The following is a 22,067-nucleotide window of genomic DNA, read 5'->3' on the forward strand; positions in this document are numbered from 1 at the left end:
TGACTGCGGTTCGTGCGACACCGCAGGCCATGCAAGAAAACAAAGCCGCAGAGATAGGTGAGGACGTCTATGCTGGGTTCGTGCGATCGTTGTTCAACGATCCCGGGATCCTGCTGATTGGCGCATTTTGCCATGGCCTCATCGGCATTCTGGTTTATTTTACCTCGGGGCATCCGGCCTATCTTGCATTGGCCGCGCTTATGCTTGCGGCGGGGCTTTACCGTTACTACGGCATCCGCAAAGGCCTGCGCATAGGCAGTTTCGAAACTTATGAACAAGCCAAGAAGTGGGAACGCTACTACCTGGTTGGCGGCACCATCCAGGCTTTCTTCATGGGGCTTTTCTGCTTCACCTCAATCTATCTCATTCCCGATGTCTTCGGGGAAAGCGCCGCCATCGCCGTCATAATGGGCTCGACGGTGACCATTGTCGGCCGCAATTACGGCTCCAAGACCATGGTTGCGGTGCAGGCCTTCACGGTCGTGCTGCCGATCGCGGTCGGGCTGATGCTCAAGGGACATCTCGGCGATTTCATCCTCGGCCTCTACATCGTGCCGTTCATCTTCATCATCACCCGGATGGCCAGCCACGTCCGCACCGTGCTGTTCAACGCCATTTCGGAGCGCAAGACGGCCGCCAGGCTCGCCGAGCGCTTCAACCGCGCGCTCAACACCATGTCGCATGGCCTGGTCATGCTCGGCCCCGACGGCAAGGTCGTGGTCGGCAATGCCGAAGCCGCGCATCTGATGTCGCTGCGCTCGCCTGACCAACTGCTCGGGCGGTCGATCCATTCGCTGCTCCTGCGCGGCGTCGCCGGAGGCATGCTGGCGCCGAAAGACTGTCGTTATGTCGAAGCGCAGCTGACGCGCGCCTTGCGCGAGGGCCGCGACCGCAAGGTGCTGGTCTCCTTCTCCAATGGCCAGCACTATGAGTTCTCGGCCCGCGAAGGCAATCAGGATCTCGGTGTCATCACCTTCGAGGACGTCACCGCCCGCGTCGAGGCTGAGGAAAAAATCCGCTTCATGGCGCGCTATGACAGCCTTACCGGCCTGCCGAACCGCGCGTATTTCCATGAGCTGGTCGGCGAGGCCATGGCGTCGGGCAGCCGCGACCGCCTGTGCGCCCTGGCGGTGCTCGATCTCGACGATTTCAAGAGCGTCAACGACACCCTCGGCCATCCGGTCGGCGACGGACTTATCTATGCCGTTGCCGAGCGGCTGGCGGCCGTCGCCGGGCAAGGCGTCAATGTCAGCCGTTTCGGCGGCGACGAGTTCATGATCTTCTTCGACCGCGTCGAGGATGAAAGCCATCTGACGGGCCTGCTCGACCAGATCTTTGCCGATCTGCAGGGCGAGGTCGACGTCGCAGGCCACGGTCTGCGCATCCAGGCAAGCGCGGGCGCCGTGCTGTCCAGGGTCGACGACACCGATGTCGACGCCATGATCGTCAAGGCCGATCTGGCGCTCTACAAGGCCAAGGAACTCGGCAAGAACAACTGGCGGCTGTTCGAGGCAGCGATGGATGCGGCGTTCCGCAACCGCCAGCTGATGAAGGCCGACCTGCGCACGGCGGTCGAAGGCAAGGCGCTGCGGGTGGTCTATCAGCCGATCGTGGCGATGAACACCATGCGCATCGCCAGCTGCGAGGCCCTGTGCCGCTGGGATCATCCCGATCTCGGGCCGGTTTCGCCCAGCATCTTCATTCCGCTGGCCGAAGAAATGGGCATCATCTCCGAGATCAGCACTTTTGTGCTCGCGGCTGCCTGCGCCGAATGCGCCAAATGGCCGGGCCAGACCAGCGTCTCGGTCAACCTTTCGGCCAAGGATTTCCGCAACCGCGACGTTGTCCAGAAGGTTCGCGACGCGCTTGCCACTTCGGGGCTCGCCGCCGGCCGCCTCGAGATCGAAGTCACCGAAACCGCGCTGCTCGACGACAAATCGCTAACGCGCCAGTATATCGAGGAACTGAAGCAGCTTGGCGTGCGCATTGCGCTCGACGATTTCGGCACCGGCTATTCAAGCCTGAGCTACCTCCACAAGCTGCCGCTCGACAAGATCAAGATCGACCGTTCGTTCCTGATGGACGTGACCCAGAACAAGCGTTCGCTCGACTTGTTGAAGGGCATCGTCGACCTGACCCGCGTGCTCGGGCTGACCGTCACCATCGAAGGTGTGGAAACCTTCGAACAGCTGAAGATCCTGGTGCATTCGGTCAAGCCGGACCTCGTCCAGGGCTTCCTGTTTGGCGCAGCACTTAGTGCCTCGGGCATAGAGACCATGTCCAACGTGACCTGGCCTTTCGCCGCCGAGCTGCGGCCGGCGGCAAAACTCGCCACGCCCTGACCCGTCATTAAATTGCGCTTGAAAAGCCCGTCTAAAAAGCGTTGTATTGTCTAGACGTTAACTGATTGTTAAGGTTAATGATCGGTAAACACAGACGATTAGAGTTTCATCTTCTTGTTCCTTCGGTCGTCCGGTATTGTTCTCCTGCGGCGGTACGAGGGGAAGTAATGGACACGCATCAGTCAGGTGTGCTTTCGGGTGCGGCAGTCAAATCTGGCCCGCCTTCCCTGTTCGCCCGCAACGTCCTCGACGTCCTCGAGCGTGTCGAATACCGGCGCTGCGAAAGCGGCGAGGATCTCGAAGCGGTCTACCGGCTGCGCTACAAGGCCTTTCATACACACGGCCTGCTTGACACCATTACCGAACAGAAGCTCGTCGATCACCTTGACGAAGTGCGCAATTGCTACTGTTTCGGCGTCTTCATGGATGGCGAGCTGGTCAGCACCGTCAGGCTCCACCATTTGACCCGTGAGACCCCCGAAGCGCCGATCATGACCGTTTTCGGCGACCGGCTGCTGCTGCGGCTGGCGCGCGGTGAGACCTTCATCGACCCGAGCCGGTTGGCGATCGATCCGCAAATGTCGTCGGCCAACCGCGCCCTGCCCTATGTCACGCTGCGGCTCGCGGTTATCGCCAACACCTTCTTCAACGCCACCAGCTGCATTTCGATGATCCGCGAGGAGCACACGGCCTTCTACCATCGCATCTTCGGATCGGTGCAGGTCGGCGAGCCGCGCCTCTACCCGCCCTTCACCATGCCGATCTTCTTCTATGAATCGATCTGCGAGCAGAACATGGCCCCGACGCTGGAGCGCTTTCCCTTCTTCCAGTCGACGGCGCTGGAGCGGCGTATGCTGTTTGCCAAGGCGCCGGCCGGCGAGCTCGCGCCGCTGACCATCCTGCCCACCGCTAAATATTTTCGCGAAGCAGCGTAATGTCGGCAAAGCCGGCGCACTTTAGCGCCCGGTGCGAGGAGCTTTCCGGCCGCTTCGGCGTTCTGGACGTCACGACCCCGACGCGGCCATAGAAAGGAACCGACATGCATATTCCCGAGCTAGCACTGACCCCGCTGATCTCGCTGATTGCCGGCGTGCTGATCCTGGTGATGCCGCGGCTGCTCAACTACATCGTCGCGCTCTATCTGATCGTCATTGGGCTGCTCGGGCTGTTTCCGCATCTAGCCGGTTGAAACGCAAAACCCTCAACGTTCGACGTTAGGCCGGCGACAAGCCCTGCCGCCGGCTTTCAACATTCCTTTGAGGCTGTTGTCACTGGTCGTGCGGCAATAGCGCCATTGCTCTTGGCCCGGCTTTTCGCTATGTGCCTCAAAGATGTCTTCGAAGGGGTATTCCTATGGCTGATCACACGCCGACCGGTCCTGTCGAACTGGGCGCGAAGATGGACTATGCCGAACATGACCGCACCTATCATGGCTTTCTGACGCTGGCCAAATACGGCTCGCTGTTCTGCGGCGCCCTGCTCCTGGCCATGGCTTTCGGCTTCTTCGCAGGCGGCTTCTTCTCCGCGACCATCCTGTTCGTGCTGATCCTCGCCCTCGGCGCCTTCATTCTCCGATAGTCTCTTCAGACCCTTGCCAAGGGCGTAGCCGGACATCCGGCCGCACTCTTTCGCAAAGCCGCACTCTTGCGCAAACAGGTTCCAGCCGAAAGGATCATGCGGTGGGACAGACGGTTTTCATCCCTCGCGAGCTCGATGCCAGCGAGCCTCGTGTCGCGGCCTCGCCCGATACCGTGAAGCGGCTGGCGGCGCTGGGCTTCGACGTCACCGTCGAGACGGGCGCCGGCACCAGGTCGCGCATCCCCGATGAGGAGTTCGCCAAGGCGGGTGCCGCGATCGGCAAGGCTTCGAATGCGAGCCGGGCGGATGTGGTGCTGAAGGTGCGCCGGCCGACCGACGCCGAGCTGAAGGGCTACAAATCGGGTGCGGCGGTCATCGCCATCATGGATCCCTACGGCAATGATGCCGCGGTCGCGGCGCTTGCCGAGGCTGGGGTCACCGCCTTCTCGATGGAATTCATGCCGCGCATCACCCGCGCCCAGTCGATGGACGTGCTGTCGTCGCAGGCCAATCTCGCCGGCTACCAGGCCGTGATCGACGGCGCATCGGAGTATGACCGCGCGCTGCCGATGATGATGACGGCGGCCGGCACGGTGCCGGCGGCGAAGATCTTCATTATGGGCGTCGGCGTTGCCGGCCTGCAGGCGATCGCCACGGCGCGCCGTCTCGGCGCCGTCGTCACCGCCACCGACGTTCGTCCCGCCGCCAAGGAACAGGTGGCGTCGCTCGGCGCAAAGTTCCTCGCCGTCGAGGACGAGGAGTTCAAGGCGGCCGAGACCGCCGGCGGCTACGCCAAGGAAATGTCGAAGGAGTACCAGGCCAAGCAGGCAGCGCTCACCGCTGAGCACATAGCCAAGCAGGACATCGTCATCACCACGGCGCTGATCCCCGGCCGTCCGGCGCCGAAGCTGGTGTCGGCGGCGATGGTCGCCTCGATGAAGCCGGGCTCGGTGATCGTCGACCTCGCCGTCGAGCGCGGCGGCAATGTCGAAGGCGCAGTTGCAGGCCAGGTGGTGACCACGGCCAATGGCGTGAAAATCGTCGGCCACCTCAACGTGCCCGGCCGCGTCGCCGCATCGGCCTCGCTGCTCTACGCCAGGAACCTGTTCGCCTTCCTCGAGACGCTGGTCGACAAGACCAGCAAGACGCTCGCCATCAACCGCGAAGACGATCTGGTCAAGGCGACGATGCTGACCGACGCTGGCCGCGTGGTGCATCCGGCCTTCGCCAAGGCGGCGGAACAGCCCCATGTCGAACCGGCGGCCATTCCGGCGGAGACCATGGTGGCTGATGCCACGCCGAAGAAGGCTGCACCGAAAAAGGCGTCCGACAAAGCCACTGCCGGCAAGTCCGCCGCCAAGCCGAAGGGGATCGCGTGATGGATCAGACCTTGCAGAAAGCCCTCGATCAGCTTGACCAGGCAAGTGCCGCCGTCCGGCTGGCTGTGCAGAACCTGGCCAATGCGCCCGGTGGCGCCGATGCGGCGGGCGATGCCGCGCACGCACTGTCCGGCGGCGCCATCGATCCCTTCGTCTTCCGCTTCGCCATCTTCGTACTTGCGATCTTCGTCGGATACTACGTCGTCTGGTCGGTGACGCCGGCGCTGCACACGCCGCTGATGGCGGTCACCAACGCCATCTCCTCGGTCATCGTCGTCGGCGCGCTGCTGGCCGTCGGCATCTCGGCCTCCGGCATTGCCACCGGCTTCGGCTTCGTCGCGCTGATGCTGGTCTCGGTCAACATCTTTGGCGGCTTCCTGGTCACCCAGCGCATGCTGGCCATGTACAAGAAGAAGGACCGGTAGAGAGCCATGAACGCCAACTTCGCGTCCTTCCTCTACCTGGTCTCCGGCGTCCTGTTCATCATGGCGCTGCGCGGCCTGTCGCATCCGACCACCAGCCGCCAAGGCAATCTCTACGGCATGATCGGCATGGGCATTGCCGTTGCCACCACGCTGGCGCTGGCGACTCCGTCCGCCGGGCGCTTCGGCCTGATCGTGCTTGGTCTGGCCATCGGCGGCGGCGTCGGCGCCGTTACAGCGCGCCGCATCGCCATGACGTCGATGCCGCAGCTGGTCGCCGCCTTCCACTCGCTGGTCGGCCTTGCCGCCGTCATGGTAGCGGCAGCCGCCATCTACGCGCCGGAAAGTTTCGGCATCGGCACGAATGGCGACATCCACGCCCAGGCGCTGATCGAGATGAGCCTTGGCGTTGCCATCGGCGCCATCACTTTCACCGGCTCCGTCATCGCCTTCCTCAAGCTCGATGGCCGCATGTCGGGCAAGCCGATCATGATCGGCGGCCGTCACATCATCAACGCGGTCCTCGGCATCGCGCTGATCGTGCTGATCGTGCTTCTGGTCACCACCGAGGCCAAGCTGGTGTTCTGGCTCATCGTCGCGGCGTCGCTGGCGCTCGGCGTCCTCTTGATCATCCCGATCGGCGGCGCCGACATGCCGGTCGTCGTCTCGATGCTGAATTCCTATTCCGGCTGGGCGGCGGCCGCACTCGGCTTCACGCTTGGCAATCTGGCGCTGATCATCACCGGCGCTCTGGTCGGCTCGTCCGGCGCCATCCTGTCCTACATCATGTGCAAGGGCATGAACCGGTCGTTCATCTCGGTCATCCTCGGCGGCTTCGGCGGCGAGACCGCGGCGGTTGCCGATGACGGCATCGAACGCACGGTCAAGCAGGGCTCGGCCGACGACGCCGCCTATCTGATGATGAACGCACAGAAGGTCATCATCGTGCCGGGCTACGGCATGGCGGTCGCCCAGGCCCAGCACGCGCTGCGCGAAATGGCCGACAAGCTCAAGGCCAATGGCGTGGACGTCAAATACGCCATCCACCCCGTGGCCGGCCGCATGCCCGGCCACATGAACGTGCTGCTCGCCGAAGCCAATGTTCCCTATGACGAAGTGTTCGAACTGGAAGACATCAACTCCGAGTTCGCGCAGGCCGATGTCGCCTATGTCATCGGCGCCAATGACGTCACCAATCCGTCCGCGCGCGACGACAAGTCGTCGCCGATCTACGGTATGCCGATCCTCGACGTCGACAAGGCCCGCACCTGCCTGTTCGTCAAGCGCTCGCTCGGCTCGGGCTACGCCGGCATCGACAACACGCTGTTCTACAAGGACGGCACCATGATGCTGCTCGGCGACGCCAAGAAGATGACCGAGGAAATCGTCAAGGCCATGGATCACTGATCCCGCCGCAACTTTCCACTGGAAGGTTGTCGGTCCATCATCGGAAACAAAAAAAGCCCGGTTCGACCGGGCTTTTTATGTTGAAGACCGGTTCAGCGGCTGGTCAGGAAAACCGCTTCCTCGTCGTCGCGCTGCCTGCCGCCCAGTGCTGCCGCAGCGCTGGCGATGAAGGCGCCGATAACCAGCGACAGGGCGCCAAGCAGTGCGAAGGTGGCGCTGCCTTTCCGGGCGGCGTCGGCGGCCTGCTTGGCCTTGACCTTGGCGTCCTCGACCCTGGCCACCAAGGCGTCGACACGCGCCTTGGCGTCAGCCTCGGAAAGCCCGGTGCGGGCGGCGACGAGCTGCGACAGATAGGTCTTGTCGTCAGCCGAAATTTCGCCTGCCGCCGCACTGGCGATGAGGATGCGCGAAGCCTGCCCGGCCGCAGCCGCATCGCTGTCCGGATTGGCCGCCGCGAGCCTGGCGGCATCAGCCGGACGGAACAGCGTATCCACGAGATAGGATGTCGCATTGTCGGTCGGTGCGCTGCCGGCATTGGCGGACGCGCCGGCCGAAGCACCCATGGCGGCGCCCGAGGCAACAGTAGAAGCCGCCTGCACGCCTGAACCAAGCACTGCCGACAGCGCCGACCCGAGAATGCCGACGACCAGCAATGTCGCCAGCGCCCAGGCGAGGAGGCCGTGCGCGGTGTCACGGAAATAGACCTCGTCGGTGTGGATGCCGACCCATTTGGTGCGCAGGCGTCCGGCAAGATAGCCACCGACCCCGGAGGACAGCCATTGCACGATGATGAGCCAGATGGCGCCGGACACCGCGAAGGTGGTCAGCGAGGCACTGGCGCCGGACCACGGCGAGACCATGGTCAGCCCCAGCCCCGAACCGAGCAGCATGAGGATGAAGGTCAGCGTCGAGGCCGCGAAGGCGCCGGCGATGATCGGACCCCAGCTGACGGCCGGGGCGGAGGATTCTGTTGAGGCGGATACGTCGACAGCCGATACGGTGGACTGCATCGACGCCTCCTACCGTACGAACAGCATGATGAGAATGATGATCGGGATCGGAATACCGAGCAACCAGAGCAAAATACCGCGTCCCATAAAGAGCCTCCCTGCGAGAAATTGATCGATGTCGTCACAATGTTCCTGAGCGATTTCCGTTCCGAGGAGCAATGAAATGATTTGCTTGCCGGGAACGGAACTATTTTCCGCGCGGCCCGAGGCACGACTGCGAAACTGTGGATTGGTTCACGGAGTTCCACATGGGCTGCCGTGTATTGTTGGCTCGGTGAGCCGGGGGTAGCATGAGCGATCCCGCCGTCGGATGTCGTCAACGGAGACGCTGATGCCCAAGACTGTCGCATCGCTGGCTTACAAAAAGGCGCAGCCCAGCCAGGCGGTGGTGATCGTGCATGGCATGGGCGAGCAGCGGCCGATGGGTACGCTGAGGGGATTCGTCCAGGCGGTCTGGAGCAGCGATCCCACCCGTGCTCCACCCTACGCCCAGATTCCCGATCCGGCCGTTTCCGGCGCCACGATCAACCAGAGCTGGATCACGCCCGACAGCCGGACCAAGTCACACGAGCTGCGCCGCATCACCACGCCCTACGACGTCGATGGCCGCCGTACCGATTTCTACGAGCTTTATTGGGCCGACATCACGCAAGGCACGACGCGCGGCCGGCTGGCCGCCTGGGTGACGAACCTGTTGTGGCGCAAGCCCGCCGACATTCCGCTCGACGCCCGCAAGCTTTACGTCGCCACACTTCTGATCGTTATCGTCATTCTGGGCGCAGCACTCGTGCTGGCAACATCGGTCTGGCAACAGGCCGTTACCTTGACGACCGGCCTGATGATCACCACCCTCGCTTCTTTTGTCATCTGGGCGGTGGATCAGTTCGCCCTGCCCTATTTCGGTGACGTCGCCGCTTATGTGCGCGCCGAGGCGGCGACGATCGAGAAGCGTGCGCTGATCCGCGACAGAGGCCTGACGTTGCTCAAGACGCTGATGAAGGACGATGCTTACGACCGCATCGTGCTGGTCTCGCACAGCCTTGGGTCGATCATCGCCTATGATTTGCTGCAGATCCTGTGGGCCGAGTTCCGGCCGCGAAGGCTGGAAGCGGTCCGCGACAAGGCCAAACTGGCGGCGGTCGAGGCCGTCGACAAGGCAACGCTCGGCTCTGATGGGTCAGCGTGGCCAAAGAACCTTGAAGACCTCGCCGGATTCCGGCGCGGTCAATGGGCGCTCTACCAGCAGCTTCGGACCAAGGACGCCGACCACCCGCTGCCCTGGAAGATCAGCGATTTCGTCACGCTTGGCAGTCCGCTCTCCCACAGCGAATTCCTGGTGACCTACAATCTCGCGGAATTCAGGCGTGGCCTTGCCGAGCGCCTGTTCTCGGCTTGCCCGCCGATTGCCGATGACGGGCGCCCCGGCGGCACCGTGCTTTACCGGGAAGGACACAGCCAAGGCAAGGCGCAGCGCGCGGTGCATCATGGCGCGGTGTTTGCGGCAACGCGCTGGACGAACGTCTACGACCGCGGCAATGGCTGGGCGACAGGCGATCCGATTTCCGGTCCGATGACGGAAAACTTCGGCCCCGGTGTGGAGAACATCCAGATCGAGCTTCGCAGCTCACTTGGCCGTATCTTCACCCACACGCTTTATTGGTCATCGACGGCAAACGGCGTCGAAATCGCCCTGCCGGCGGGCACCGCGCCGCGCTCGCATCTGCAAGTGCTGCGCGACGCCGTCGATCTCGGGCGAAAGCTGGAACCGAGTTGAGTGGCGGCGTTGAGAACGGTTCATCGCAAACGCTGGAGATTGGCTGAGGCCTCACCCACGTCATCCTAAGGCGAAGCAGGAGCGAAGCTCCGTCGCGAAGACCCTAGGATGACGAAGCGATGGGCGCGCAGCCATCAAATGTCCAAATTGGCCACCGACAGCGCGTTGTCCTGGATGAATTCGCGCCGCGGCTCGACCTCGTCGCCCATCAGCCGCGAGAACAAGCTGTCAGCATCGGTTGCGTCATTCACCTTGACCTGCAGCAGCGAGCGCACATTCGGGTCGAGCGTGGTTTCCCACAGCTGCTCGGCATTCATCTCGCCGAGGCCCTTGTAGCGCTGCATGGTCAGGCCCTTGCGGCCGGTCGCAAACACCGCGTTGAGCAGCGCCAGCGGCCCCGAAATGACTTCGGATACATCCTTGCGGCGCAGCACCGGCGGTTCGCCATAGACCTCGGTGAGGCGCGGCGCATAGCGATCGAGCTGGCGTGCGTCGGCTGAATTTATCAGCCCGGCGTCGATCTGCGCAAATTCCTTGACGCTGCGCACCGTGCGTTCGAACACGTAGCCGCCGACGCCTTCATTGGAGGTCGACAGCCGGCCGGTCCAGCCGCGCTCGGTGTCCTCGGCAATGATGTCGAGGCGCTGGGCGACGCGTTCGGCCATGGCATTGGCGCGGCCGAGGTCGTTTAGCACATCGGCGTTGAGCGCGCCGGCGATCGCCGCCTGTTCGACCACGCCCCTGTTGTAGCGCGTGTGCAGCCCGTTGATGAGCTGGCGCACGGCCAGTGCATCATCGATCGAGCCGCGCAGATCCTGTCCGGCCCGCGCCTCGCCGGAGGCAAGCGTCAGCGACGCCTCCTCCAGCCCGGAGCCGATCAGGAATTCCTCGAAGGCGCTCTCGTCCTTGATGTATTGCGAGCTCTTGCCGCGCGTCACTTTGTAGAGCGGCGGCTGGGCGATGTAGAGATGGCCGCGCTCGATCAGCTCCGGCATCTGGCGGAAGAAGAAGGTGAGCAGCAAGGTCCTGATATGGGCGCCGTCGACGTCGGCGTCGGTCATCAGGATGATCTTGTGGTAGCGCAATTTGTCGGCGTTGAACTCGTCCTTGCCGATCGAGGTGCCGAGCGCGGTGATCAGCGTGCCGATCATCTCGGAGCCGAGCATGCGGTCGAAGCGGGCGCGCTCGACATTGAGGATCTTGCCGCGCAACGGCAGGATCGCCTGGTTCTGGCGCGAACGGCCGCCCTTGGCCGAGCCGCCGGCGGAATCACCCTCAACGATGAAGATTTCGGATTTCGCCGGGTCGCGCTCCTGGCAGTCGGCGAGCTTGCCAGGCAGAGAGGTGACGCCGAGCGAGCTTTTGCGGGTGATGTCTCGGGCCTTGCGCGCGGCTTCGCGCGCCGCAGCCGCCTGGATCACCTTGTCGATGACCACCTTGCCCTCGGTCGGGTGTTCTTCCAGCCAGGTGCCAAGCGCCTCGTTGACCAGGCCTTCGACCACCGGTCGGACTTCCGACGAGACCAGCTTGTCCTTGGTCTGCGAGGAGAATTTCGGGTCGGGAACCTTGACCGACAGCACCGCCGTCAGGCCTTCGCGGCAGTCGTCGCCGATCAGCGCCACCTTTTCCTTCTTGGTCAGGCCCGACGATTCGCCATAGCCGGTGATCTGGCGCGTCAGCGCGCCACGGAAGCCGGCCAGATGGGTGCCGCCATCGCGCTGCGGGATGTTGTTGGTGAAGGCCAGCACGTTCTCGTGGTAGCTGTCGTTCCACCACATCGCCACTTCGACGGTGATGCCGTCGCGCTCGGCCTTGATGGCGATCGGCTTGTCGATCAACGGTTTCTTGACCCGGTCGAGATATTTGACGAACTCTTCCAGGCCGCCATCATAGTGCAGCTCGTGGCGCACGAGATCGGCATGGCGGGCATCGGTCAAAATGATGCGCACGCCGGAATTCAGGAAGGCGAGCTCGCGCAGCCGGTGCTCCAGCGTGCCGAAGTCGAACTCGACCATGGTGAAGGTTTCGGCCGACGGAAAGAAGGTGATTTCGGAACCGCTGCGGCCTTCATAGGTGCCGGGCTGCTTGTTCTGCTCATAGCTGCCGGTCGCCTTGAGCGGCGCATCGGCATTGCCATGCGTGAAGCTCATCTCGAAAATCTGGCCGTTGCGGCGGATTTTCAGCTTCAGCCAGGCCGACAACGCGTTGACCACCGAGACGCCGACGCCGTGCAGGCCGCCAGACACCTTGTAGGAATTCTGGTCGAATTTGCCGCCGGCATGCAGCTGGGTCATGATCACTTCGGCCGCCGAAATGCCTTCTCCGGTGTGGATATCGGTCGGAATCCCGCGGCCATTGTCGATAACGGTGACCGAACCATCGGGATTGAGCGTCACCGTGACCAGGTCGGCATGGCCGGCCAGCGCCTCGTCGATGGCGTTGTCGACCACCTCATAGACCATGTGATGCAGGCCCGAGCCGTCGTCGGTATCGCCGATATACATGCCCGGCCGCTTGCGGACAGCGTCCAACCCCTTCAAAACCTTGATGGAATCGGCGCCGTATTCGGCCTCAGCGCCGTTGGCGTTGTCGCTTTGATCGCTCATGAAAACCTGTCTGATTGATGCCGCATGCCCAGCGCGAAAAAATGGCTTCGAATCACGCCGCTTTGATGTCCTAGATATAGGCGCAAAAGGCGGTTTTTCCAAGGTTTGCGGGCATTTCAGGGCTGATTCCCGAGCTGGCAGCCGGCTATTTTTTCGCGGCTTTCAATTTGGCCAGAAGACCGCGCAGATATTTGATCGTGGGTTTGTCCCTCGGCGCCAGTTTGCCTGTGCGGTCAAGCTCCAGCGTCAGGTCTAACGCCTGCGACAACACAGCCTTCGGATTCTTCGCCACATAGGCATAGTTGATGTAGGCCTGTACCAGATCGAATTGCCAGATCGCATTGTCCGGATCGGACAGGGCCAACCGCTGGCGGATGGCCAGGCTGGCTTCGAAGGCCTTCTTCGAGCCCTCATAGTGGCGCTGCTTGGTCTCCAGCAGGCCTATTTCCTCGAACGTGATCGACAGGTCGCGCTGCCAATCGGAATTGCCCGGGTCGAGCTTTGCCAACCGGTCGGCAATGACGAGACTGTCCTGGTAGTTCTGCAAAGCACCGGCGATATCGCCCTGGGCATCAAACACGCCGGCAATTTTTTCCAGACAGACCGACAGGTCGCGCTGCCAATCGGTGTTGCCTGGGTCGCTGGCGGCAAGGTCTCGCGCCGTGGCCAGCGCCTGCTGGTAGGCCTCCAACGCGAGTGGCCAGTCCTTCTGGTCGCCGTAAGCATTGCCGATCTTGGCGTAACCGACCGACAGGTCGCGCTTCAAATCGGTGTCGTTTGAGTCGCGGCGCACCAGCGCTTCGGCGATTATTTGGCTCTTGTTGTAGGCGTCGAGCGCGCCCGCAGCGTCGCCACGCTCGCGCAGGACGTCGCCGATCCTGGTGTAGCTGACGGAGACGGCGCGCTGATGCCTGGGGTCGTCGGGGTTGTTCTGCGCCAGCGCCAGCCGAATTCTCAGGCTCTCTTCGAATGCAGTCTGGGCGCCATCCAGCTGGCCGGCGGTGCGGGCAAGACCGCCGATTTCGTCGTAGGTAATGGTCAGGTCGCGCAGCAGATAGACGCTGTTCGGCTCGGCATCGGCCAATTGCTGCTTGATGGACAGGCTTTGCTGGTAGGCTTGGGCTGCCGCACCCACATCGCCTTGCGTGGCCAGCACATTGCCGATCTTGTCATGGGCCATGGCGAGATCGCCGAGCCAGTCCTTCTTGTCCGGCACGTCTGTGGTCAGGCCCTGCAACATGTCCTTGGCCGCCTCATAGTTTTGCAGGGAGGCCGGCAGATCGCCTTGCGCCATCTTGATGTTGGCGAACTTGATATGGCCGATGGCGAGGTCGCGCTTGACGCTCGGATCGGTTTCCTGGCGCGCTCGCTGCTCAAGATTGGCGACCAGCGCCGCAAAGGCGCGGCCGGCGGCGTCGGTGTTGCCGACCGTTGTGTAGAGGATGCCGAGCTCTTCCAGCGTGCGGCTTTGGCGGTCGGCCTGTTCCAGGCTGAGCGAGGTCTGCCCGGCTTCGCCATAGAGCGCCAGCACCGTTTCATAGTCCTTGATGGCGGTTGCATAGTCCAGGGTGGCACGCGCCGCGCCGCCCGAGAGAAATCGCGTCGCGGCTTCGGACAGGGTGCGGCTGACGAAATTGGCCTTCAACGCCTGGCGCGAGACATTGTCGACGTCGGCGGCCTTGGCGAGGATCACGCGTGCACCATCGAAAGCGCCGAGCGCCAACTGTTCCTCGGCCTGGCGGCGCAGTTCGGTCACCTGCGGGTCGTCGGCGGCCAGCGTCTTCATCTCGCCGCGCACCTTGACGAAGGCGTCGGCCGCCTCGCGCAGCTTGGCGTCCAGGCTTTCGCCGGAGAGATGGCTGGTGTCGGAACTGATCAGCGCGCCATAGAGCGGCGCCAGCGGCATGTCGGCATCGCTGGCGACCCGTTCGACCGCGCCGCGCATTTCCGGCGTCACATCGGCCATGGCAAGCAACAGCCGCTCGCGCTCCGGCAGTTGTTCCTTGGCCGCCGAGGCGAAGAACAGCTTCGGCAGCCCGCTCTCGACGTAGGGCAGCTGTTTTCCGCGCGAAAGGTCGTAGACCTCCTGCTGCACCAGCGTCAGCACCGAGCGGATTTCGAGCCCGTCGGTGCCGAGGTATTTGATCAGCGCCGCTGTAAAGGGCGAATTCGCACCGGTACCGTCGGCAGCCGTCTCGCCGGGCGCCGCCGAAAAGGCGAACAGGATGTTTTCCGCCTTGCCGACGCGTCCGAGGCCCGGCTTGATCTTGTCCACCAGGTCCTTGATCAGCGATGTGGCGCCACGCCCGTCGCCGTTGCCGCCTGTGAACGGATCGCTGCGGCAGGCGTCGAGCACGATCAGCCCGACCTTCGCCGTGGCGGCAACCGCATCGCGCACTTCCTCCAACGGCAGGCTGGTCTCCTCCAGCTGGTCGAGCGAGGAGGCATCGGCATCGACCGGCAGAAGACGGTTGTCGCCGGAGATTTCGACGCCATGGCCGGAGAAATACACCAGCGCCACGTCGGCGCCCATGGCGTCCTCGCGAAAATCGTCGAGAGCCCGGCGCATGCGCCTGAGATCACGATTGGTCTCGACCACGACCTCGAAGCCGAGCTTCTTCAGCGCCACTTCCATCACCTCGCCGTCATTGACAGGATTGGCCAGCGGCCGCACCAGCCGGTAGTCGTCCTCGGCAATGACCAACGCCACGCGCCGCTCCGCCACCGCTGTGGCGGTGGTCGCAAGCATCAACAGCAAGGCAAACAACAGGCGCAAATCGAACCGCCCCCGGCTCAGTCACCTGCCGACCATTCCACCTCTTTATGGCATGAGCAAGCCGCGGCCGGCTGCGTTACGTAGCCCGCATCGGCTTCAGCGCCCCGCTCCAGCGCGAGAGCTCGTCCAGCATGGTCTTGGTCCCACCCTCTACCTGCTCACTAGCCTGGAAGGAGCCGTCGCTCTCCAGCAGTTTCTGATACATCGGCAGCGCGACGCCTTCCGAGATGGGCATGACGCCCACCGCGGTCAGCAGCGGCTTCAGCGCCTGCGCGGCGCGCAGGCCTCCGGAAACGCCGCCATAGCTGAAGATGGCGGCTGGCTTGTATTTCCATTCGCGCGCAAGGTAGTCGATGGCGTTGACGATCGCAGGCGCCACGAAATAATTGTACTCCGGCGCAACGAACACGAAGGCGTCGGCGGCATCAATGACCTTCGACCAGGCTTTGGTGTGGTCGTTCTGGTAATTGCCGAGCCTGGGGTGATGCGGCTCGTCCAGAACCGGCAGATGGAACGTGGCAATGTCGGTCAGCACCGGTTCGAATTTGCCGTGCTCGCGGGCAAAATCCTCCAGCCAGTGGGCGAAGACCGGCCCGGCGCGGCCCGGCCGCGTGCTGCCGATTATGATGTTCAGCTTGTGCTTCAAGCGGACTCTCCTGGGCGATTGGCAGTAGCTGTTGGTAACTGTCACCTATGGCAGAGTGTCCAACCGGACAAGCCGCAACCGTTTCACCGGCGGTCACGATCCGATGAACACACCGTCTGTCGGGCACACCGGGCGCTGCAGCGTTTCAGTTTGCCGTTCGGTCACATGGACGCCCGGATTGCCAGCCACTACATCTGAGCTATCAGCGGAGCACCTCATGGACACGCAGCCCGTCCCCTTCGTGCCGCCGGCGCCCAGGCCGCGCACGACGCCGCCTTCGACGCTGGAGATGATGCGGATCGTCTACCGCAATCCGCTCGAACTGTGGGGCGAGCACACCTACAACGAGCCCTGGATTTCGGCGAATGGCGTCGGCGGGCATCTGATCGTCGCCAACGATCCCGGCCTTATCCGCCACGTGCTGATCGACAACGCCAAGAACTACAAGATGGCGACGGTGCGCCAGATGATCCTGCGACCGATCTTGCGCGACGGGCTGTTGACCGCCGAAGGCGAGGTGTGGAAGCGCTCGCGCAAGGCGATGGCGCCGGTGTTCACGCCGCGGCATATCTTCGGCTTCGCCGAGCCGATGCTGCGCCGCACGATGCAGTTCGTCGCCCGCTATGACGAAGGCGGCATGACCGATGTCGCCCATGACATGACGCTGCTCACCTACGATATCCTGGCCGAGACGCTGTTTTCGGGCGAGATTGCGGGCGAGCCCGGCAGTTTCGCGCAGGAGATCGACCGCCTGTTCGAAACCATGGGCCGTGTCGATCCGCTCGACCTGTTGCGCGCGCCCGAATGGCTGCCGCGGCTGACCCGCATCCGCGGCCGCAAGACCATGGCCTATTTCCGCAAGATCGTCACCGATACGGTCAAGATGCGCGAGGAGCGGCTGAAGCGCGACCCCGACACCGCGCCGCAGGATTTCCTGACGCTTCTGCTGCGCGCCGAAGGCCCCGACGGGCTGACGCGGGCGGAAGTCGAGGACAACATCATCACCTTCATCGGCGCCGGCCACGAGACCACCGCGCGGGCACTGGGCTGGACGATCTACTGCCTCGCCGAAGCGCCGTGGGAGCGTGAAAAGGTCGAGCGCGAGATCGAGGCCGTGCTGGCGCGCGAACCCGACCCAACGAAATGGCTCGACGCAATGCCGTTCACCCGCGCCGCCTTCGAGGAGGCGCTGCGGCTTTATCCGCCGGCGCCGTCGATCAACCGCGAGCCGATCGAGACGGAGACCTGGAACGATCTGGTGCTCCCCAAGCGCGCGGCCGTACTGGTCATGCCCTGGGTAGTGCACCGCCACAGAAAACTGTGGGACATGCCCGACGCCTTCATGCCCGAACGCTTCCATCCGGGAAACCGCGAGAAGATCGACCGCTTCCAGTATCTGCCGTTCGGCGCCGGTCCGCGCATCTGCATCGGCGCCAGCTTCGCCATGCAGGAGGCGATCATTGCGCTGGCCGTCATGCTGTCGCGCTTCCGCTTCGACGTGACGGCCGAGACCAAGCCGTGGCCGGTGCAGAAACTGACGACACAGCCGCAAGGCGGCCTGCCGATGCAGGTCACGCGGCGCGTTTAACGGCGCAACGCCTTGTTACGCGATCCCGGCAGGCTTGCGCTGGAACTGGCCTGCGGCGCGGAAGCGCCAGAGATAGCTGGGCAGGATTGTGCCGATAGACTGCGGCTGGATGTCGAGGCCGGCAAGGTTCCGGTTGGCCTTGTTGGCCTCCTCCGACACAATATTGGGCTGGCGCAGCAGCAGCACCTGGTCCTTGGTCAGCAACGGGTTGGGCAGCAGGCCGAGGATCGAGGCCTGCAGATTGGCCATCCACCACGGCACCGGCACCAGGAGCCGCTTGCGCTCGATGACGGTGAGCAGCTCTTCCATGCACTGCTTGAAGGTGAGCACTTGCGGCCCGCCGAGTTCATAGATCTGGCCGCCCTTGATCTTGCCCTCGACCGAACGCGCCACCGCTTCGGCGACATCGCCGACATAGACCGGCTGGAACTTGGTCTGGCCGCCGCCGATTAGCGGCAGCACCGGCGAATAGCGCGCCATGTCGGCGAAGCGGTTGAAGAAACTGTCCTCGGGTCCGAAATTGATCGACGGACGGAAGATGACGGCGTCCGGGATCGTCTCCAGGACGGCCTTTTCGCCGAGCGCCTTGGTGCGGGCATAGTCGGATTCGGCGTTGAGGTCGGCGCCCAGCGCCGAGATGTGGGTGAGCCCTGCGCCGACCGAGCGTGCGGCTTCGGCGACGGCGCGGGCGCCGAATTCGTGCACGGTGTTGAATTTCTGCCGGCCGCTTTCATGCGGGATGGCGACCAGATTGATGACATGGTCGGCGCCCTGCACGGCGCGGTCGACAGACCAGCGCACGCGCACATTGGCCTGCACCGGCTGGATCTGGCCGACATTGCCGAGCGGCTGCAGATGTCCCGCTAGATCGGGCCGGCGCACCCCCACCCTGATGCGGTAGCCGCGCTTGGCCAGCGCCCGCAGGATGTGGCGGCCGACGAAGCCGGAGCCGCCGAAGACGACCACGAGCTTGGGGATCTGCAGGATTTCGGTCATGGCTGGCTCCGGCGCTCGAAAGCTTGGCTGAAGCCGTTTCATAGTCCGTTTTGGGCCAAAGGCAAAGGGTGACGCGTCGTCGCTGCCACCCTCTTATGGACCCTTCAGAACGCCTTGCCGAGGCGCGCGTCGACCGACTGGCGGTTGCCGCCGCGGATAACGAAGAACAGCAGGATCGCCGCCCATAGAAGCGACTTTTCAGCGCCGGAAAAGCCCTGGCCGACAGTGATCCAGTGGAACCAGACGGTGACCAGCAGCACGATCATACCGGCAAAGGCTGCGGGCCGAGTCAACAGGCCGATGGCGATCAGAATGCCGCCGAAGAATTCGGTGTAGGACAAAAGCAACGACCAGAACGCGCCGGGATAGAAGCCGAGGCCTTCGACCATCTCGGCGGCGCCGAAAGGGTTGGTGATCTTCTGCGAGCCGTGAATGGTGAGAAACCCGCCGGCGACGACGCGCAGAAGGGTTTCGGCGCCGTCATGCAGCGACGAGTACAGGCGGCCAAACACCGGAATGATCAGTCTGCCGCGGGAGCGTCGGTGGTTGCGGACATCGTAGCTCCTGTTGTTGTGATGACCTCTCGCAAACGCCCGATGGTTCCGGCAAGTCAAGTTAACACGAACGCAGAAAACCCCGCCGAAGCGGGGTTTTCCGGGTGACGCAACTGTCGGGACAGAGCGCAACGCGGCGGATAACCTGAGACGGCATACGCCCGCCCGGGCCCTAAACGCATCCGACAGAAGACACCGACCGGGCAAACCCGACCCGGCAGCTATTGGTCGTTGCGATCGGTAGAAAGGTTCAGCCAGGTCGCGTAAAAATTCGTTGTCGCAGGACTGCTTCAGCCCGAATAGCGCTCGGCGAATTCGGAAATGCGCTGCACTACGGCTTTGGAGGCATTGATGCCGCGCGCCTGCGCCTTCTCGGCCGCTTCGGCCCGCGCCCGGCCCGGCACGTGCACGCCAAAGCGCCGGCGCAGCCGGTCGAGCTGGTCCTTCATGCGCTGCTCGAAATCCGGGTCGAGCAGCTTGGGCTCGACAGCGAGCACGAACAGGCCGGTTCCGGGGCTGTCCGGTCCGCCGGAGAACCACGGCGCGTCGAGCGACCAGTTGGCGCCCGACAGGCCGGCAGCCAGGACTTCGACCATCAGCGCGATGTTGGCGCCACGCTGGCCGCCGAAGGCCAGCATGGCGCCCTTCATGGCCGCGGCCGGATCGGTGGTCGGATTGCCGCTGGCGTCCAGCGCCCAGCCTTCGGGGATCTTCTTGCCGTCCTCGGCCGCCTTGCGGATGTTGACGAAGGCGGTGGCGCTCGACGACTGGTCGATGACCAGCGGCGCGCCATCGGCGGCGGGTGCCGCAAACGACATCGGGTTGGTGCAATAGACCGGCTTGACCGAGCCCGAGCCTGCCAGCACCGCCGGCCCGTTGGTGGCGGCGAAGGAGACCAATCCCAGCTGCGCCAGACGCCCAGTGAAATAGCCTAGTGCGCCGCAGGTATAAGCGTTCTTCTGCGAGAAGATGGCGACGCCGAACAGCTTTGCCGCCTTGGCGAGGTCGTCGATGGTGCGGTCGAAGCCGGTATGGGCGAGGCCGCCACGCGCATCGGATTGATAGACGGCGAGCGCCGGCCTGGTGATCACGGGATCGGCATTGCCGTCGATGCGGCCGGCTTCCAGCGCTTCGAGGTAATCGATGAAATGGGTCAGCCCGACGGTCGAAAGCCCTTCCGCCTCGGCGGCAATGATCGAGGCGGTGAGCGACTTCGCCGCCTCCTCATTGGCGCCGGCGCCGAGCGCCGCCATCCGGCACAGCCCTGTTGCCTGGTCGAGAGAGAGTTGCATGGTGCGGACCCGATTGGTGGTGAGTGATTAGGGAGTAGTCAGTAGGGAGTAGCGAAAGCAAGCGGTTTCCCGGTCATATGCTGACTACTCACTACTGCCTACTCACTATTCCCTAGCCCACCTTGTTCGGTATGCGCGCCTCGATCTTGCTGAATGCAAACACCAGTATGCCGGTGATGATCATGTAGATCAGCGCCAAAAGCAGCAAGGGTTCGTAGGTGAGGTAGGTGTCCTGCCGGACCTTGGACGAGACTGCGAAGATGTCGATGACGCTGATCGTCGCCACCAGCGGCGTCGACTTCAGCTGCAGCACGGTTTCGCCGGTCAGCGTCGGCAGCGCCCGGTAGATGGCCTGCGGCAGCCAGATGCGGCGGAAAATCTTCCAGCGGCTCATGCCGAAAGCGCGGGCCGCCTCTAACTGCCCCTTCGGCACGCCGGCAAAGGCGCCGCGCATCACTTCGCCCTCATAGCCGGCGAAGGACAAGGTCAGCGCCAGCACTCCATAAGGCCAGGCTTGCCTCAGATACGGCCACATCCAGGATTCGCGGATCCAGGGAAATTGCGGAAACAGCGAGCCCAGCCCGTAATAGAGCAGCCATAGCTGGATCAGCAGCGGCGTGCCCCTGATGACGGTGCAGAATGTCCTGGCGGGCGCGGAAAACCAGAAAAAGCCGGCGGCCTGCGCGAGCCCGAGCGGCACGGCGAGCAGGAAGCCGAGAAAGCAGGTGACGGCCAGGATCCACAGCGACCGCCAGATGCCGAGAAGCCCCATTTCATAATATTGCGGCAGCCAGTCCCAGCGCATGAAGAAGGCAGCGCTCAGCACCAGCCCGATCGCGATCAGGATCAGCACGATGCGATGCGGCTGCAGCCACAGCGACGTCCGCGCGGCAACATTGATGATGATCGCTTCTCCGGCCATCAGCGCGCATCCTTGAGCGACGGCATACCGCGCCGCGACCAGGCCTCGAGGCGGCCGATGAGCAGGTTGGAGACCAGCGACAAGATGAGATAGAGCACGCCCGCGGCGAAAAAGAAGGTGAAATAGGCTTTGGTGACGCCCGCCGCCTGCCGCGTCGCCAGCGCCAGTTCGTAAAAGCCGACGACTGCCAGAAGGGCCGTATCCTTGGTGGCGATCAGCCACAGATTGGCGAGCCCGGGTATGGCGAAGGGCAGCATCGCCGGCAAGGTGATGCGCCGCAGCATGAGCCCGGGTGACATGCCATAGGCGCGAGCGGCTTCGATCTGGCCCTGCGGTATGGCCAGGATGGCGCCACGGATCACTTCGGTCGAATAGGCGCCCTGGACAAAGCCGAGCACGGCGATGCCTGCCGCAAGGCCGCTGACGTCGACGCGCTGGTAGCCCATTGCCGTCAGCGCCTGGTTAATCAGGTCTGTTCCGGCATAATAGAGCAGCAGGATCAGCACCAGTTCGGGCACGGCGCGCACGATGGTGGTGTAAACCGCCAGCAAGTCGCGTACGACCGGCCCGCCGTAAAGTTTGCCAAAGGCGCCACCGGTGCCGATCAGGAGACCAAGGACCGTGGCGCCGAGCGCGATCTCGATCGAATGGAGCAGCCCAAGCAACAGCGTGCCGCCCCAGCCCGGCGGATTGGGCGAGAGAAGTTCTATGATGCCGGCCGCCGAGGCCGAAAGAAGTGCGTCGATCAGCGTCGCCCCCGGATTGCTGGCTTCAA

Annotated in this window: 17 protein-coding genes and 1 pseudogene; 9 read left to right on the plus strand and 9 right to left on the minus strand. The window is 63.7% G+C overall.

The annotated features are described in order from the left end of the window. Positions 1–29: 29 nt before the first annotated feature. From X751_RS140045 to X751_RS140020, 7 genes are all read left to right on the plus strand, one after another. Complete coding sequence (locus X751_RS140045; RefSeq protein ID WP_023671343.1) at positions 30–2,342, plus strand: EAL domain-containing protein; 2,313 nt, start codon at positions 30–32, stop codon at positions 2,340–2,342. A gap of 167 nt (positions 2,343–2,509) precedes the next feature. Next, complete coding sequence (locus tag X751_RS140040) at positions 2,510–3,277, plus strand: hypothetical protein (protein WP_023671342.1); 768 nt, start codon at positions 2,510–2,512, stop codon at positions 3,275–3,277. 104 nt (positions 3,278–3,381) lie between these two features. Beyond that, positions 3,382–3,531, plus strand: coding sequence for a DUF3096 domain-containing protein (locus tag X751_RS1000000166065; protein WP_023671341.1), 150 nt, complete (start codon positions 3,382–3,384; stop codon positions 3,529–3,531). Between the two features lie 164 nt (positions 3,532–3,695). Then, entirely contained in the window at positions 3,696–3,920 is a 225-nt protein-coding gene (locus X751_RS140035) for an aa3-type cytochrome c oxidase subunit IV (protein WP_023745819.1), read from the plus strand. Between the two features lie 101 nt (positions 3,921–4,021). Next, the gene (locus X751_RS140030) at positions 4,022–5,299 is read left to right on the plus strand and encodes a Re/Si-specific NAD(P)(+) transhydrogenase subunit alpha (RefSeq protein ID WP_023745820.1); all 1,278 of its coding nucleotides are present in this window, start codon (positions 4,022–4,024) and stop codon (positions 5,297–5,299) included. Continuing rightward, positions 5,296–5,724, plus strand: coding sequence for a proton-translocating transhydrogenase family protein (locus X751_RS140025; protein WP_023671338.1), 429 nt, complete (start codon positions 5,296–5,298; stop codon positions 5,722–5,724). The genes X751_RS140030 and X751_RS140025 overlap by 4 nt, the downstream gene beginning before the upstream one ends. Before the next feature lie 6 nt (positions 5,725–5,730). Further along, on the plus strand, positions 5,731–7,128 hold the full coding sequence (locus X751_RS140020; protein WP_023745821.1) for an NAD(P)(+) transhydrogenase (Re/Si-specific) subunit beta: 1,398 nt from the start codon (positions 5,731–5,733) through the stop codon (positions 7,126–7,128). Positions 7,129–7,220: 92 nt separating this feature from the next. Here X751_RS140020 and X751_RS140015 read toward each other — a convergent pair whose 3' ends face one another. Beyond that, a complete protein-coding gene (locus X751_RS140015; protein ID WP_023732634.1) occupies positions 7,221–8,138 on the minus strand; it encodes a membrane protein in 918 nt (305 codons plus the stop codon). Between the two features lie 331 nt (positions 8,139–8,469). On the opposite strand from X751_RS140015, the gene X751_RS140010 reads away from it, so the two are divergent. Then, positions 8,470–9,912, plus strand: coding sequence for a hypothetical protein (locus X751_RS140010; protein WP_031193857.1), 1,443 nt, complete (start codon positions 8,470–8,472; stop codon positions 9,910–9,912). 134 nt (positions 9,913–10,046) lie between these two features. Here the strand turns inward: X751_RS140010 and gyrB are convergent, their stop codons facing one another. The 3 genes from gyrB to X751_RS139995 all read right to left on the minus strand — a co-directional run bounded on the left by gyrB (position 10,047) and on the right by X751_RS139995 (position 15,940). Next, a complete protein-coding gene (gyrB, locus tag X751_RS140005) occupies positions 10,047–12,518 on the minus strand; it encodes a DNA topoisomerase (ATP-hydrolyzing) subunit B (protein WP_023745823.1) in 2,472 nt (823 codons plus the stop codon). A 145-nt stretch (positions 12,519–12,663) separates the two neighbouring features. Further along, complete coding sequence (locus X751_RS140000) at positions 12,664–15,294, minus strand: caspase family protein (RefSeq protein ID WP_023745824.1); 2,631 nt, start codon at positions 15,292–15,294, stop codon at positions 12,664–12,666. A 76-nt stretch (positions 15,295–15,370) separates the two neighbouring features. Further along, entirely contained in the window at positions 15,371–15,940 is a 570-nt protein-coding gene (locus X751_RS139995) for an NADPH-dependent FMN reductase (RefSeq protein ID WP_023745825.1), read from the minus strand. A gap of 217 nt (positions 15,941–16,157) precedes the next feature. Between X751_RS139995 and X751_RS139990 the strand changes: the two genes are divergently transcribed. Further along, entirely contained in the window at positions 16,158–17,528 is a 1,371-nt protein-coding gene (locus X751_RS139990; RefSeq protein WP_023745826.1) for a cytochrome P450, read from the plus strand. A gap of 15 nt (positions 17,529–17,543) precedes the next feature. On the opposite strand, the gene X751_RS139985 is transcribed toward X751_RS139990, so the two are convergent. The 5 genes and pseudogenes from X751_RS139985 to X751_RS139965 all read right to left on the minus strand — a co-directional run bounded on the left by X751_RS139985 (position 17,544) and on the right by X751_RS139965 (position 21,957). Continuing rightward, positions 17,544–18,524 (minus strand): complex I NDUFA9 subunit family protein, encoded by a 981-nt coding sequence (locus tag X751_RS139985; protein WP_023745827.1) that lies wholly within the window; start codon positions 18,522–18,524, stop codon positions 17,544–17,546. Positions 18,525–18,628: 104 nt separating this feature from the next. Next, positions 18,629–19,080 (minus strand): annotated as a pseudogene (locus X751_RS139980) (DoxX family protein). A gap of 288 nt (positions 19,081–19,368) precedes the next feature. Further along, a complete protein-coding gene (locus X751_RS139975) occupies positions 19,369–20,370 on the minus strand; it encodes an Ldh family oxidoreductase (RefSeq protein WP_023745829.1) in 1,002 nt (333 codons plus the stop codon). A 112-nt stretch (positions 20,371–20,482) separates the two neighbouring features. Further along, positions 20,483–21,292, minus strand: coding sequence for an ABC transporter permease (locus X751_RS139970; protein WP_023745830.1), 810 nt, complete (start codon positions 21,290–21,292; stop codon positions 20,483–20,485). Beyond that, positions 21,292–21,957, minus strand: a complete 666-nt coding sequence (locus tag X751_RS139965; protein ID WP_032893169.1) for an ABC transporter permease — start codon at positions 21,955–21,957, stop codon at positions 21,292–21,294. The genes X751_RS139970 and X751_RS139965 overlap by 1 nt, the downstream gene beginning before the upstream one ends. Between the last annotated feature and the right edge of the window lie 110 nt (positions 21,958–22,067).

Origin of the sequence: Mesorhizobium sp. LNJC394B00 (assembly GCF_000502555.1) — a bacterium.
Lineage (GTDB): Bacteria > Pseudomonadota > Alphaproteobacteria > Rhizobiales > Rhizobiaceae > Mesorhizobium.